Below are 14,585 nucleotides of genomic sequence, written 5' to 3'. Positions count from 1 at the left end.
GCAGCTTGGCAGCTTGGCAGCTTGGCAGCTTGGCAGCTTGGCAGCTTGGCAGCTTCCAGCTCGCTGTCAGGCGGTGGTCTCCGGCTCCGCCTTGCTGGCCTTGGCGCGCTCCAGCAGCGGCCTGAGGAAGCGGCCGGTGTGCGACGCTTCCATGCGCGCGACCTGTTCGGGGGTGCCCTCGGCGATGATGCGTCCGCCACCGGAGCCGCCCTCCGGGCCCAGGTCGATCAGCCAGTCGGCGGTCTTGATCACGTCGAGGTTGTGCTCGATCACCACGATGGTGTTGCCGTGGTCGCGCAGGCGGTGCAGCACGGTGAGCAGCTGGCGAATGTCCTCGAAGTGCAGGCCGGTGGTCGGCTCGTCGAGGATGTAGAGGGTCTTGCCGGTATCGCGCTTGGCCAGCTCCCGGGCCAGCTTGACCCGCTGGGCCTCGCCGCCGGAGAGGGTGGTGGCGCTCTGCCCCAGGCGGATGTAGGAGAGCCCAACGTCAAGCAGGGTCTGAAGTCGCCGGGCAATGGCCGGCACCGGTGAGAAGAATTCCAGCGCTTCCTCCACGGTCATCTCGAGGACCTCGTGGATGCTCTTTCCCTTGTAGGCGATCTCCAGGGTCTCGCGGTTGTAGCGCTTGCCCTTGCAGACGTCGCAGGGGACGTAGATGTCCGGCAGGAAGTGCATCTCGACCTTGATCATGCCCTCGCCCTGACACGCCTCGCAGCGGCCCCCCTTGACGTTGAAGGAGAAGCGCCCCGGCTTGTAGCCCCGCGAGCGGGCTTCCTGGGTGCCGGCGAACAGCTCGCGGATCGGCGTGAAGATCCCGGTGTAGGTGGCCGGGTTGGAGCGTGGGGTGCGCCCGATGGGGCTCTGGTCGATGTCGATCACCTTGTCGAGGTGATCGAGCCCCTCGATACGTTCGTGGGCATCCGGCGTCAGGCTCGTGGCGCGGTTGAGCTCGCGGGCAGCGATGGGCATCAGGGTGGCGTTGATCAGCGTCGACTTGCCGGAGCCCGAGACGCCGGTGATGCACACGAACAAGCCCAGCGGCAGCTCGAGGGTGACGTCCTGGAGGTTATTGCCGCGGGCGCCGATCAGGCGTACCACCTTCTCCGGGTTGCCGGGGATGCGCCAGGGCGGGACCGCGATGGACCGAGTGCCGGCGAGGTACTGGCCGGTGAGCGACGTCGGCGTGGCGATGATCTCCTGCGGGGTGCCCTGGGCGACGACGCGCCCTCCATGGACGCCAGCACCGGGGCCGATGTCGAGCACGTGGTCGGCGGCGCGGATGGCCTCCTCGTCGTGCTCGACCACGATCACGGTGTTGCCCAGATCGCGCAGTCGCTCCAGGGTCTGCAGCAGGCGATCATTGTCGCGCTGGTGCAGGCCGATGGAGGGTTCATCGAGGATGTACATCACCCCCACCAGGCCGGCACCGATCTGGCTGGCCAGGCGGATGCGCTGGGCCTCGCCGCCAGAGAGGGTCTCGGCGCTGCGTTCCAGGTTCAGGTAGTCGAGTCCCACGTTGACCAGGAACTCCAGGCGGGCCTGGATCTCGTTGACGATCTTGACGGCGATCTCGCCCTTGCGTCCCGGCAGGCTGAGTTCGCCGAAGTAGGCCAGCGCCTCGCCGATGGGCAGGTGGACCAGCTGCGGCAGGGTGCGGTCGTCGATGTAGACGTGGCGCGCCTCTCGGCGCAACCGCGAGCCGTGGCAGGTGGGGCAGGGCTGGACGGCGATATGGCGCGCCAGGTCCTCGCGCACCATGCTGGATTCGGTCTCGCGATAGCGGCGTTGCATGTTGGGCAGCACGCCCTCGAAGGGATGCTCGCGTGTCACCTTGCGGCCGCGGTCGTTGACATAGTGGAAAGCGATGACGTCGCTGCCGCTGCCGTGGAGGATGATATCCCGCTCGTGGCGAGCCAGGTCCTGCCAGGGGGTCTCCAGGGTGAAGCGGTAGTGGTCGGCCACGGCCTGTAGCTGGTTGAAGTAGTAGACGCTGCGCCGGTCCCAGCCCTTGATCACCCCCTCGGCCAGTGATAGCTCCGGATGGCTGATCAGCTTGTCAGGGTCGAAGAACTGCTGTACGCCCAGGCCGTCGCAGGTCGGGCAGGCGCCGGCCGGGTTGTTGAAGGAGAACATTCGCGGCTCGAGCTCGGCGATGGAATAGCCGCACACCGGGCAGGCAAAGCGTGCCGAGAAGGCGATGTCCTCGTACTCGCCGTCCATGAAATGGATCACGGCGGTGCCATCGGCCAGGTTGAGGGCCGTCTCGAAGGACTCCGCCAGTCGCTGCTGTAGCCCCTCGCGCACCTTGAGGCGGTCGACCACCACGCTGATGTCGTGCTTCTTGTTCTTGTCCAGCGGGGCGATGTCGTCAAGCTCGAGCACCTGGCCGTCGACCATGGCACGCACGAAGCCCTGGGCGCGCAGCTCGGCGAGCAGTTGCAGGTGCTCACCCTTGCGCCCCTTGACCACCGGGGCCATCAGCATCAGCTTGCTGCCCTCGGGAAGGGTCAGTACCTGGTCGACCATCTGCGAGACGGTCTGGGCCTCGAGATCCTCGCCGTGCTCCGGACAGCGTGGGGTGCCGGCACGAGCGAACAGCAGGCGCAGGTAGTCGTAGATCTCGGTGATGGTGCCCACGGTGGAGCGCGGGTTGTGGGAGGTGGACTTCTGCTCGATGGAGATCGCCGGGGAGAGCCCCTCGATATGGTCGACGTCGGGTTTCTCCATCATCGACAGGAATTGGCGCGCGTAGGTGGAGAGCGACTCCACGTAGCGTCGTTGGCCCTCGGCGTAGAGGGTGTCGAAGGCCAGCGACGACTTGCCCGAGCCGGAGAGCCCGGTGACCACGATCAGCTTGTCGCGGGGCAGTTCGACGTCGATGTTCTTCAGGTTGTGGGTGCGGGCACCCCTGACCAGAATTGTGTCCATTCCCACCTCGCCGGACGCGGCAAAAGCTCGATTATACGGGGCGGGCCGCACCGGCGGCAAAGCGCGGGCCGCCATCGGCTTTCCCTGCAGGGTGGCGAGCCGCTAGAATATGTGGTCCACCTCCGGGCCCGAGGGTCCGTCCACGGAAGTTCGAACCGCCATGCGAAAGGTCTCAGGACTGCTGTTAGCCACCGAGCGTCGCGCCATCACCGGGCTGGCGGGGCTCTATGCCACACGCATGCTGGGCCTGTTCATGGTGCTGCCGGTGCTGGCCCTGTATGCCGATGAGCTGAGGGGAGCGACGCCGCTGCTGGTCGGCCTGGCGCTGGGGATCTATGGCCTCACCCAGGCAGTGCTGCAGATCCCCTTCGGTCTGCTCTCCGACCGCCTGGGGCGCAAGCCGGTGATCGCCGCGGGGCTGGTCCTGTTCCTGGTCGGCAGCGTGGTGGCCGCCAGCGCCGACTCTATCGGCGGGGTGATCCTGGGGCGCTGCCTGCAGGGCAGCGGCGCCGTGGCGGCCGCCATCATGGCGCTGCTCGCCGACCAGACACGTGAACAGGTGCGTACCGCCGCCATGGCCACCATCGGGCTCTCCATCGGCGTGGCCTTCGCCGTCGCCATGGTGCTGGGCCCCTGGTTCGCCGCGGGCTTCGGCCTGGCTGGCGTCTTCTGGTTCACCGCGGGGCTCGCGGCCCTGGGCCTGGCGGTGCTGTGGAAACTGGTGCCGCCGGCGCCACGCAGAGTTCGCCACCGCGACGTGGGCATGGACCGGGGCCAGCTGCGCGGTATCCTTACGCACGGCGACCTGTGGCGCCTGGATATCTCGATCTTTGCCCTGCACCTGGTGCTGATGGCGATCTTCGTCGCCGTCCCCTTCCGGCTGCTCGAGGCGGGCATCGCCGTCGAGCGCCATGGCCTCACCTACCTGGGCATCATGCTGCTGGCCTTCGTGGTCATGGTGCCGCTGGTGGTCATCGCCGAGAAGCGCCGCCGCATGAAGGCCATGTGTTTGTCGGCGATCACCGGGATCACGCTGAGCCTGTTCGGGCTGGCCGGCCTTGGCGACGGGTTCCCGGCGCTGTTCGGCTGGCTGCTGCTGTTCTTCATCGCCTTCAACTTGCTTGAGGCCACCCTGCCATCGATGCTCAGCAAGCTGGCGCCGGCCGGCGCCAAGGGCACCGCCATGGGGATCTATTCCACCAGCCAGTTCCTGGGGGCTTTCCTGGGTGGGGTGCTGGGGGGGGGGCTGGTGCAGCAGTGGGGGCTTTCCGCGGTCTTTATCGGTTGCGGACTGGTGGGCCTGGCATGGCTGGCGGTGATGACCGGCATGGCGCCTCCCCGCCATCTGACCAGCGAGGTGGTAGCACTGGACCAAAATGAGCAGGATGATGCCCTGGACACCCTGATGGCGCGTTTCGCCGAGGTGGCCGGAGTGGAAGACGTGCTGGTCGTCCCCGAGGAGCGCCTGGCCTATCTCAAAGTGGATCGCCAGCGCCTCGACGAGCGGGCCCTGGCACACCTGACCGGTTCCGGGAATCACCACAGCGGCGCCTGAGCCGCGTATGATCCTTACAACGTATTTCATGACAGCAAGGAGTCCCTCATGGCCCGTGGCGTCAACAAGGTCATCCTCATCGGCAACCTGGGGCAGGACCCGGAGGTGCGCTTCACGCCCTCCGGCACCGCCGTTGCCAACCTCAACCTGGCCACCACCGATACCTGGATGGACAAGCAGAGCGGCCAGCGCCAGGAGCGCACCGAATGGCACCGGATCGTGCTGTTCAACAAGACTGCCGAAATTGCTCAGCAGTACCTCAAGAAGGGAAGCAAGGTCTATATCGAGGGCCGCCTGCAGACTCGCAAGTGGCAGGACCAGAACGGCCAGGACAAGTACAGCACCGAGATCGTCGCCAACGACATGCAGATGCTCGACTCCCGCGGTGGTGACGTCGGCGGCCAGCAGGGCGGTCGGTCCCAGCAGGGTGGCCAGTACGGCGGTCAGCCCCAGCAGAGCGGTCAGCAGCAGGGCGGCAATGTCGGCGGTGGTCAGCCCCAGCGTCCGGCTCCGCAGCCGGCCCCCCCGCAGCAGGGCAGCAACTATGGCGCTCCGGACCCGGGTAGCTTCGATGACTTCGATGACGAGATCCCGTTCTAAGTCGGGGTTAGCCAAGGAGTTGCCGTGAAGCTGCTGATTCTGGAGGCCGGGCACTGCCTGAGCCTGGCGCTGGCCCGCGAGGCCAATCGGCGCAGCGACACCGAGCTCACCATCGAGCCGGGGCTTTCGCCTGCGCCGGCGCTGCTCGAAGAGCTGCGTCCGGATGCGTTGGTGATCCCGCCATTGTCGCGGCCGATCAGTGCCGAGCCGGCTGCCGTCACGGCTCATGCCGAGGCGGTGGAGGCCTGCATGGAGGCCTGTCGCGAGGCCGGAATCCCGCTGGTGTGGTGCGTCTCCGACCAGCTCTACGAGGATGGCCTCGATGCCCCCATCGACGAGCACGTGATCCCCGAGCCCCGCGACGACAGCCTGAGGCGGCTGGTACGCACCGGTGACCGGATCCGTGCCGAATGCCCTCGGCACCTGATCGTGCGCCTGGGGCCGCTGTTCGCTCTGGAGGGCAGCCAGGCCTGGCTCAGCGAGCTGCTCGACACCCTGATGGATGGCGGCGAGGTGCGTGCCGAGTCCGATGTGATCTTCTGCCCGACCTCGGTGGATGCCGTGGCCATGGCACTGATCGGCATGCTCCAGCAGCAGCACTGCGGGGCCGGGGCCTGGGGCAGCTACCACCTGGCCGGCACCGAGCCGGTGAGCGCCTATACCTTCGTCTCCATGGTGCGCACCCAGCTCGCCACACGGCTCGAGGGGCGTGGCGAGCGGGTCGCGTTGGGTGGCGTCAAGGCGTTGAACCACCATCACGACCAGCCGCTGCGGCGCGTGCTGAACTGCCGGCGGGTACTGGATGTGTTCGGCGTCCACCAGAAGCCCTGGCGGCTGGAGGTCGGGCGCATGCTGGATACCTGGTGCCTGGCCAGGGACGACGACAAGGCGGGAGAGGAGTCGATGCCACGATGAACGTGATCCGCAGCCTGGTCTTCTATGCCGGCTACTTTCTGGCCATGCTGGTCTGCGGCGTGCTCTTCCTGCCGCCGGCGCCCTTCCTGCCGCTGCGCTCCCGCTATCGCCTGCTCAACCTCTACAACCACTTCATCATCGCCTGGTTCCGCCTGATCTGCGGGGTGCGCTATGACTTCCGCGGTCTGGAGCGGTTGCCCGACGGCCCCTGCGTCATCCTCGCCAACCACCAGTCCGAGTGGGAGACCGTCTACCTGCAGTTGCTGCATCCGCCGGTCTGCACGGTACTCAAGCGGGAACTGCTGAACATTCCGATCTTCGGCTGGGGGCTGCGCCTGCTGCATCCCATCGCCCTGGACCGCAGCAGGCCCGCCCGAGCCATGAAGCAGGTGCTCACCCAGGGCAAGACCCGGCTCGACGAGGGACTCTCGGTGCTGATCTTCCCCGAGGGTACCCGGGTGGCGCCGGGAAGCCGGCGGCGCTACAGCAAGAGCGGTGTGGTGATCGCCTGCCGCGCCGGGGTGCCGGTGGTGCCGGTGGCCCACAATGCCGGGGAGCGCTGGCCGGGACGTCACTGGGTCAAGCGCCCGGGACGTCTGTCGATGGAGGTGGGCGAGCCCATCGAGACCGCTGGCCGCACCTCCGAGGCGGTGCTGGTCGAGGTGGAGGCGTGGATCGAGTCGCGCCTGGCGGAGATCTCGGAGGTGCCGCGGCCCGAGGTGCCCGCCGAGGCGGCGAAGCCCCCGGCCTGATCGTCCCGACGACGACCACGCGCCATGCACCATGCAAGAAGGCGCCCCGCGGGGCGCCTTCTTGCATGGACTGATGGCCCGAGCCTGACACGACAGGCGTCAGCCGCTGAACTTCTCCAGCACCAGGCAGGCATTGGTGCCGCCGAAGCCGAAGCTGTTGGACAGCACGCGCCTGACCTCGGCGTCGTCGCGACGCTCAGTGACGATATCGAAGCCGGCCGCCTGCTCGTCCAGGTGCTCGATGTTGGCGGAGGCGGCGACGAAGTTGTTCTCCATCATCAGCAGCGAGTAGATCGCCTCCTGCACGCCGGTAGCGCCCAGGGAGTGGCCGGTCAGCGACTTGGTCGAGCTCATCGCCGGCGTGGCGTTGCCGAAGACCTCGCGGATCGCTTTCAGTTCGGCCACGTCGCCCACCGGCGTCGAGGTGCCGTGGGTGTTGATGTAGTCGATCTTGCCGTCGATGCTGGCCATGGCCTGGCGCATGCAGCGCACCGCCCCTTCGCCGGAGGGCGCGACCATGTCGTGGCCGTCGGAGGTGGCGCCGTAGCCGGTCACTTCGGCATAGATCTTCGCGCCGCGCGCCCGGGCGTGCTCCAGCTCCTCGAGCACCAGCATGCCACCGCCGCCGGCGATGACGAAGCCGTCGCGGGCCTGGTCATAGGGCCGGGAAGCCTTGTCGGGGGTGTCATTGTAGTGGGTCGAGAGCGCCCCCATGGCATCGAACAGGCAGGAGAGGGTCCAGTGTTCCTCCTCGCCGCCACCGGCGAAGACCACGTCCTGCTTGCCCATCTGGATCTGCTCCATGGCGCTGCCGATGCAGTGGGCCGAGGTGGCGCAGGCCGAAGAGATGGAGTAGTTGACGCCCTTGATCCGGAACGGGGTCGCCAGGCAGGCAGAGACGGTGCTGCCCATGGTGCGGGTGACCCGGTAGGGGCCCACGCGGCGCAGGCCCTTCTCGCGCAACAGGTCGGCGGCCTCCACCTGGTTGGCGCTGGAGGCACCCCCCGAGCCGGCGATCAATCCGGTACGCTCACTGGAGACCATCTCCGGTGCCAGCCCCGAGTCCTCGATGGCCTGGGCCATGGAGACATAGGCGTAAGCGGCGGCGTCACCCATGAAGCGGCGCAGCTTGCGGTCGATCAGGGCGTCCAGGTCGATGTCGACGCTGCCGGCCACTTGGCTGCGAAAGCCTCGTTCGGCGTAGTCTTCCTTGAAGCGAATACCCGAGCGCCCGCTCCTGAGCGCCTCCAGAACCTGTTTTGCGTCATTGCCCAGGCAGGACACGATGCCCAGGCCGGTGACTACCACTCGTCGCATGGGAGCCTCCTGTTCAGAAGTTCGCGGTGGAGGTGAACAGGCCGACGCGCAGGTCGTTGGCCTGGTAGATGTCGCGGCCGTCGACGGAGACGGTGCCGTCGGCCATGCCCAAGATCAGGCGCCGGGTGATGATGCGCTTGATGTTGATGCGATAGGTGACCTTGTTGGCATCGGGCAGGATCTGGCCACTGAACTTGACCTCGCCACAACCCAGGGCGCGACCCCGGCCGGGGTGGCCGAGCCAGCCCAGGTAGAACCCCACCAGTTGCCACATGGCATCCAGGCCGAGGCAGCCAGGCATCACCGGATCCCCGGGGAAGTGGCAGTCGAAGAACCATAGGTCGGGGTGGATGTCCAGCTCGGCGATCAGCTCGCCCTTGCCGTGATCCCCACCTTCCTCGTGAATGTGCATGATGCGATCGAGCATCAGCATGTTGGGGGCCGGCAATTGCGCATTGCCCGGACCGAACAGCTCGCCGCGTGAGCAGGCCAGCAGTTCTTCGCGATCAAAGGAGTGTTGCTTGGTCACTGAATCGTTCCGAGAGTCGAGATCATTGTCTGCCGAAAGCGGCCTGGGGCCGCCGGGCGGCTGTGCCTAGTCTACTGTCCACACACGACGAATGCACGCCAACCGGAACTGGGGTATCGCCACGGGCGGCAGTCCCTTGACGGCGCCCCAGCGCACCAGCGGCCCTCGTTCAGCAGAAACGCGTTGAGCATGTTGGCGTTGCCGTGCGGGGTGGCTGAGTCATCTGCCGAGGGGGGTTGCCCAGGCAGGGGTTCAGCTTCCTGCATGGCTGCCGATAGATCGTTAATGACTCTGATCATGCCGAGGCATGACACCATCCACCCATCGAGCGCCAGTTCCCATGTGGCCAGCTTTCTCTCTCAACCGACCCATGCTCTGGATGGCGCTCTCGGCCTTCTCGGCCAGTATCTGGCTGCCCGGGATCCCCCTGCGCCTGGCTGCTGCGGTTATGGTAGCCCTCGGCCTTCTGGATGCCTGGCGCCAAGTGCGGCTGGAGCACCAACGGGCACGCCTCGGCGAAGCGGCTCTCTCGCTCTCGGAAGAGGGTATCATCATTACCAATGCCGCGAATCGCATCCAGGCCGTCAATCCTGCCTTCACACGCATCACCGGCTATACCCTGGACGAGGTCCGCGGCCTCAATGCCAGCTCGCTTTCGGCGCCGCGCCATGACAAGGCGTTCTTCGAGAATTACTGGCAGACCCTGCGTGCCACTGGCCGCTGGGAGGGGGAAATCTGGAATCGGCGCAAGCAGGGGGACGAGTATCCCGAATGGCTCCGTGTTCGCGTCGTTTCGGACGAGTCAGGACGTATTGCCCACCATGTCTGTCTGTTTACCGATATCTCCGTTCACAAGGCCCGTGAGCGTGATCTGCAGAGGATCGGTTTCGAGGACCCGATTACCGGCCTGCCCAACCGTCGGCGACTGCACGATCTGTTGGCCTCCCGCCTAAGGCATTTGCGGGCGGGAGAGAGCCTGGACATGGCGTTGATCGACATCGATGGCTTCAAGGAGATCAATGACGGCATCGGGGTTGAGCTCGGTGATCGGCTGCTTGCGGACTTCGGGCAGCGGTTGGCCGGGTACGCTGCTGGCGGAGTGGTCGGCAGGCTGGGGGGTGACGAGTTCATGGTGATTCGTACCACCACTCGCAGCGATCACGACAACTGGATCAAGGGGCTGCAGAGCCATCTGGGGCAACCCTTCGAGATCGACCGGCACAGCCTGCGACTGGGGGTGACCATCGGCAGCTGTCGTTCACCCGAGGACGGTCGCGAGTCCAGTGTGCTCTTTCAGCGCCTGGAATCGGCCCTTTACAGCGCCAAACGCAACGGTCGCAACCACAGTCAGCGTTTTCGGCCAGCACTCGATGTCCAGGATAGCCCGCAGCTTGGTCTGCTCAATGACCTTCGCAATGCGCTGGCCGTCGGCGGTCAGCTGGAGCTGTACTATCAGCCCCAGTATCGCCTGGAAGATGACCGCCTGGCCGGGCTGGAGGCCCTGCTGCGCTGGCGGCATCCCCGTGATGGCATGATCTCTCCTGGCGACTTCATTCCCTTGGCCGAGCGACACGGGCTGATGGCGACGCTCGGAGACTGGGTCATCGATCAGGCCCTGGCTCAGATGGCGCACTGGCAACGGATGAACATGCCGGAGGCCACTGTGTGGATCAATATCTCGGCCATGCAATTGTTTCAGGGCGACCTGGAAACGGCGCTGGCGTCTGGCCTCGCGCGTCATCGTGTGCCGGCCCGGCTGCTGGGGCTGGAGCTGACGGAGTCCGTGCTGCTCGATGAGCGTGCCGGCGATATCGCGCCGCGACTGGAAAAGCTGCGACGGCAGGGGCATGGCATCGCCATCGACGATTTTGGCACGGGTTATTCATCGCTGGGTTACCTCAAACACCTGCCGGTGGACAAGCTCAAGCTTGATCGTGCCTTCATTCACGCCTTGCCTGATGACCGGGCCGATGCGGCGATTGTTTGTGCCGTCCTGGCCATGGCCCGGGGGCTCGAGCTGGAGGTGATCGCAGAAGGGGTCGAGACCGAGGCACAGCGTGATTTTCTGCTTGCCCAAGGCTGCGCGCAGGTTCAGGGCTTTTTCTATGCCAGGCCTCAGCCAGCGGGATACCTGGAGGCTCAGTGGCGGGAGCAGACCTCAGCGGGCTTCTCTGCTCAGGGCAAGTGGGTTGCCGAGGCGCCGGCTTAGCGTCACGCAGATCAGCGCCCAGGCCAGTGCCTCGACGGGCAACAGCCAGGGGGCCAGTTCCACCCCGGCGAGGCGGGCGCCGGCATAGTAGGAGAGCGGGCCGCTGGTGGCGCCACCGAGCGCGGCCAGCCAGGGGTATTGCCATAGCCAGGCCAGCGAGTGGTGGACCAGGGTGGCGAAGAGGGGCCAGAGCAGCCACAGCCAGGGCGGCATGCCCCCGAGCAGGGGCGTCCCCTCGGCGAAGGCGAAGCCGCCGGCCAGCGTCAAGCCGCCGTCCACCACCAGCCCCAGCGCGGCGAAGCCCGCCAGCCAGCGCCACTCCCCGGGGCGGGCCAGCCAGGCCAGGTGCAGGGTGAGGATCAGCGCGACCGCCAGCAGGCCGACCCGCGAGCCGCCCAGCACGCAGGCGAACCACCCGGCCTGGAAGGCGGCCAGGTTGGCCAGCAGCTTCACGGGAACGTCGGGCAGGGCGGCCATCGCGGGTCACACCGCCCCGGTGAGCGGGGCCGGCCGGGCACCGGGCTTGGCCAGCAGCAGATGGCAGGTGCCGATGGTGCGCTCCAGGAAGCCGCCCTCGCAGTAGCAGAGGTAGTAGCGCCACATGCGGATGAAGCGCTCGTCGTAGCCCAGCCGGCGCACCGTCTCCAGGCTGGCCTCGAAGCGGTGGCGCCACTCGCGCAGGGTGCGGGCGTAGTGCAGGCCGATCTCGTCCAGGTCGATGACGTTGAGCGAGGTGTGGCGCGTCAGGCCGTCGAGGATGGCGCGGTGCGACGGCAGGAAGCCCCCCGGGAAGATGTAGCGCTTGATGAAGTCCATCTCGCGCTTGGCCGCCTCGTAGCGCTGGTCGCGGATGGTGATCGCCTGCAGCATGGCCTGGCCGTCATCGGTGAGCAGCCGGTCCAGGGTCGCCAGGTAGGTGCCCAGGTACTGGTGGCCCACCGCCTCGATCATCTCCACCGAGATCAGCCGGTCGTACTGGCCCTCGAGCTCACGGTAGTCCTGCTGGAGCAGGGTGATGCGCTCCCCCAGCCCCTCCTCCTCGATGCGCCGTGCCGTGTAGGCGTGCTGCTCCGCGGAGATGGTGGTGGTGGTTACCCGGCAGCCGCGGGTCTTCGCCGCATGGATGGCCAGCCCGCCCCAGCCGGTGCCGATCTCCAGCAGGTGGTGATGGGGCTGGACATCGAGCTTATCGAGCATCAGGTCGAGCTTGTGGGTCGAGGCCTCTTCCAGGCTCGCCTCGGGGTGCGGGAAGACCGCGCTGGAGTACATGCGGTGATCCTGGTCGAGGAAGGTGGCGAACAGCGCATTGCCGATGTCGTAGTGGGCGGCGATGTTGCGCTTCGACCCGCGCAGGCTGTTGCGCTGCAGGCCGTAGAGGGCCCCGAGCAGCCAGCGCCCGAGGCGCGCCGGGCCGTTCTCGATCTCGCCGTTGACCCGCTCCAGGTTGGCGGCGAACAGCCGCACCAGGGCCACCGGGTCGTCGGCATCCCAGTCCCCCTCCATGTAGGACTCGGCGGCCCCCACGGTGCCGCCCAGGGCCAGGCGCTTCCAGGCGCGGTGGTGGCACACCACCAGGGTGACCCGCAGCGGCCCTCCCTGGCCCAGCTGGTGGCGCTGGTGGCCATCGATCAGGGTGATGTTGCCGCCCTCCAGGCGGTCGAGCTGGGCCAGCACCCGGGGCTTGAGCCAGCGGGTGAGACGGTCGCCCTCGGGCGCCAGGGGGCGGGCAGTGGCGGAGCGAAGGGTGTTCACGACGAGCTCTCCTCACGGGAAGGGTGGTCCTGGCCGGGATGGTCATGGACGGGAATGCGCTTGAGCCAGAGCCGCAGCGCCTCGAAGTGGATGCCGGCGAGGGTCTTCAGGCTCATCCACGGCTGGCGGGCCAGGGTGGCCAGCAGCACGCCGCGTCTCGCCGGTCGGGCCTGCAGGGTCAGGGTGGCGTCGAAGTGGCGCTCGCCATCCTTCCAGTTCTCCATGTGCATCGACAGGGCGTCGCCCGGGGTGTCGAAGCGCCAGCGGTAGGTCATGTCCATGGGGTTGAAGGGCGAGACATGCATGACCTTGTCGAACTCGGCGACATGGCCATGGCGGCGAGGCGACACGGCACAGGCATAGCGGGTGCGCTCCTCCCAGGGCGTGTTGCTCACCTCGCCGAGCACCGCGCGCAGCTCGCCGCGGGCATCATAGGCGTAGTAGAGCGATACCGGGTTGAAGCCCAGCCCCAGGGTGCGCAGCTGGGTCAGCACGCAGATTCGCCCGTCCGGGGCGCTGCCCAGCTGGCGCTCCAGCTCCTCGCGCACCGCCTGCTTCAGGGGGCGGTCGTGGGGGGCCAGGTAGTCCTCGCGGCGAAAGCGCGCCAGGGCCGGGCGCCGGGCGCTGAAGCCGGGCACGCCGTCGAAAAGCTCCGGGAGCTCGTCGAGGTCGATCCAGGCCATCCAGAGCCCATACTCGAAGGCGTGGGGCCGCGGCAGAAAGCGGCGATGGCGCAGGGTCCCCCGGTAGATGCGCGAGCGCGGCGAGCGAATCATGCCACCTGCTCCTCGGCGGCCGGGGCCGCCATGGGCGACGGACCCTCGCGGCGGTCGTCCTCGTCGCAACCCAGGGCCCGGGCCACACGCAGCGCACTCCAGACCCCGTCCTCGTGGAAGCCGTTGCGCCAGTAGGCGCCGCAGTAGTGGGTGCGCTGCTCGGGGCCGGAGATCTCGCCGTGGCGGGCCTGGGCTGCCTGGCCGGCCAGGGTGAACTGGGGATGGGCATAGGTATAGCGGCCCAGCACCCTGGCGGGGTCGATGGCGGCGCTGTCGTTGAGGGTCACGCAGAAGGTATGCGGGGCGCTGATGCGCTGCAGGATGTTCATGTCGTAGGTCACCGAGACCCGGGCGTCGTCGCCGCGGCCATCCAGCCGGTAGTTCCAGCTCGCCCAGGCGCGCCGGCGGCGCGGCAGCAGCCGGGTGTCGGTGTGCAGCACCACCTCGTTGTCGGCGTAGGGCAGGGCGCCGAGGATCTCGCGCTCGGCGGCGCTCGGGTCGTCGAGCATCGCCAGCGCCTGGTCGGCGTGGCAGGCCAGCACCACCTGGTCGAAGGCCTGGACGCCGCCCGCGGTGCGCACCTCGACCCAGTCGGCATGGCGGCGGATGCCGCGCACCGGGGTGGCCAGGTGGATACGGCCGACGCAGGGCGCGGTCAGTGCCGGGATGTAGCTGCGCGAGCCGCCCACCAGGGTGTGCCACTGGGGCCGGTCGTTGACCGACAGCAGGCCGTGGTGGCGGAAGAAACGCACGAAGAACAGCAGCGGGAAGTCGCGCAGGTCACGGATGCTGGCCGACCAGATCGCCGCCCCCATGGGCAGCAGGTAGTGGTGCTGGAAGTCGTCGCCGAAGCCGTTGGCATCCAGCCAGGTGCCCAGGGTCATGGCGGAGTCGAGCCGGCCGTCTTCCAGCGCCCGGGTTGCCTCGCGGTTGAAGCGCAGAATGTCGCGGAGCAGGCGGTGGAAGCTGGGGCGCAGCAGGTTGCGGCGCTGGGCGAAGAGGCTCCCCAGGGTATGGCCGTTGTATTCGAAATCGCGAGCCGTCTCATGTACCGAGAAGCTCATCTCCGTGGGTTGGCTGGCCACCCCCAGCCGGGCCATCAGGCGCTGAAAGTGCGGATAGGTCCAGTCGTTGAAGACGATGAAGCCGGTATCGATGGCGTAGTGGCGACCCTCCAGCTCTACGTCGACGGTGGCGGTATGTCCACCGAGCCGCTCGTCGGCCTCGAAGAGCGTCACCTCATGGCGGCTCG

12 protein-coding genes are annotated in these 14,585 nt (G+C 67.5%); 5 read left to right on the top strand and 7 right to left on the bottom strand.

Features of this window, described 5'->3' with window-relative positions:
• Positions 1-66 precede the first annotated feature (66 nt).
• The gene (gene uvrA, locus RI841_RS07600) at positions 67-2,928 is read right to left on the bottom strand and encodes an excinuclease ABC subunit UvrA (protein ID WP_310704996.1); all 2,862 of its coding nucleotides are present in this window, start codon (positions 2,926-2,928) and stop codon (positions 67-69) included.
• 160 nt (positions 2,929-3,088) lie between these two features.
• Between uvrA and RI841_RS07595 the strand changes: the two genes are divergently transcribed.
• From RI841_RS07595 to RI841_RS07580, 4 genes are read left to right on the top strand one after another with little or no spacing between them, the layout of a single operon-like run.
• On the top strand, positions 3,089-4,483 hold the full coding sequence (locus RI841_RS07595) for an MFS transporter (protein WP_310704995.1): 1,395 nt from the start codon (positions 3,089-3,091) through the stop codon (positions 4,481-4,483).
• Between the two features lie 48 nt (positions 4,484-4,531).
• Positions 4,532-5,083: a single-stranded DNA-binding protein gene (ssb, locus tag RI841_RS07590; protein WP_310704994.1), complete on the top strand. Its 552-nt coding sequence runs from the start codon at positions 4,532-4,534 to the stop codon at positions 5,081-5,083.
• Positions 5,084-5,107: 24 nt separating this feature from the next.
• The gene (locus RI841_RS07585; RefSeq protein ID WP_310704993.1) at positions 5,108-5,998 is read left to right on the top strand and encodes a sugar nucleotide-binding protein; all 891 of its coding nucleotides are present in this window, start codon (positions 5,108-5,110) and stop codon (positions 5,996-5,998) included.
• On the top strand, positions 5,995-6,750 hold the full coding sequence (locus tag RI841_RS07580; protein ID WP_310704992.1) for a lysophospholipid acyltransferase family protein: 756 nt from the start codon (positions 5,995-5,997) through the stop codon (positions 6,748-6,750). The genes RI841_RS07585 and RI841_RS07580 overlap by 4 nt, the downstream gene beginning before the upstream one ends.
• A gap of 99 nt (positions 6,751-6,849) precedes the next feature.
• On the opposite strand, the gene fabB is transcribed toward RI841_RS07580, so the two are convergent.
• Positions 6,850-8,067 (bottom strand): beta-ketoacyl-ACP synthase I, encoded by a 1,218-nt coding sequence (gene fabB / locus RI841_RS07575; RefSeq protein ID WP_310704991.1) that lies wholly within the window; start codon positions 8,065-8,067, stop codon positions 6,850-6,852.
• Between the two features lie 13 nt (positions 8,068-8,080).
• Positions 8,081-8,596 (bottom strand): 3-hydroxyacyl-[acyl-carrier-protein] dehydratase FabA, encoded by a 516-nt coding sequence (fabA, locus tag RI841_RS07570; protein ID WP_310704990.1) that lies wholly within the window; start codon positions 8,594-8,596, stop codon positions 8,081-8,083.
• Positions 8,597-8,936: 340 nt separating this feature from the next.
• On the opposite strand from fabA, the gene RI841_RS07565 reads away from it, so the two are divergent.
• A complete protein-coding gene (locus RI841_RS07565) occupies positions 8,937-10,805 on the top strand; it encodes an EAL domain-containing protein (protein WP_310704989.1) in 1,869 nt (622 codons plus the stop codon).
• Here the strand turns inward: RI841_RS07565 and RI841_RS07560 are convergent.
• The 4 genes from RI841_RS07560 to RI841_RS07545 all read right to left on the bottom strand — a co-directional run.
• On the bottom strand, positions 10,755-11,282 hold the full coding sequence (locus RI841_RS07560; protein ID WP_310704988.1) for a DUF2878 domain-containing protein: 528 nt from the start codon (positions 11,280-11,282) through the stop codon (positions 10,755-10,757). The genes RI841_RS07565 and RI841_RS07560 overlap by 51 nt on opposite strands.
• 6 nt (positions 11,283-11,288) lie before the next feature.
• A complete protein-coding gene (locus tag RI841_RS07555; RefSeq protein ID WP_310704987.1) occupies positions 11,289-12,557 on the bottom strand; it encodes a cyclopropane-fatty-acyl-phospholipid synthase family protein in 1,269 nt (422 codons plus the stop codon).
• Positions 12,554-13,333: a DUF1365 domain-containing protein gene (locus RI841_RS07550; protein WP_310704986.1), complete on the bottom strand. Its 780-nt coding sequence runs from the start codon at positions 13,331-13,333 to the stop codon at positions 12,554-12,556. The genes RI841_RS07555 and RI841_RS07550 overlap by 4 nt, the downstream gene beginning before the upstream one ends.
• The coding region (locus RI841_RS07545; RefSeq protein WP_310704985.1) for an FAD-dependent oxidoreductase at positions 13,330-14,585 on the bottom strand (1,256 nt) is incomplete at its 5' end. The genes RI841_RS07550 and RI841_RS07545, both read right to left, overlap by 4 nt.

Source organism: Halomonas sp. (genome assembly GCF_031581305.1).
In the GTDB taxonomy this organism is placed as follows: domain Bacteria; phylum Pseudomonadota; class Gammaproteobacteria; order Pseudomonadales; family Halomonadaceae; genus Halomonas.
The sequence above is the reverse complement of the archived record's forward strand: the minus strand, read 5'-3'. Positions and strand labels throughout refer to the sequence as shown.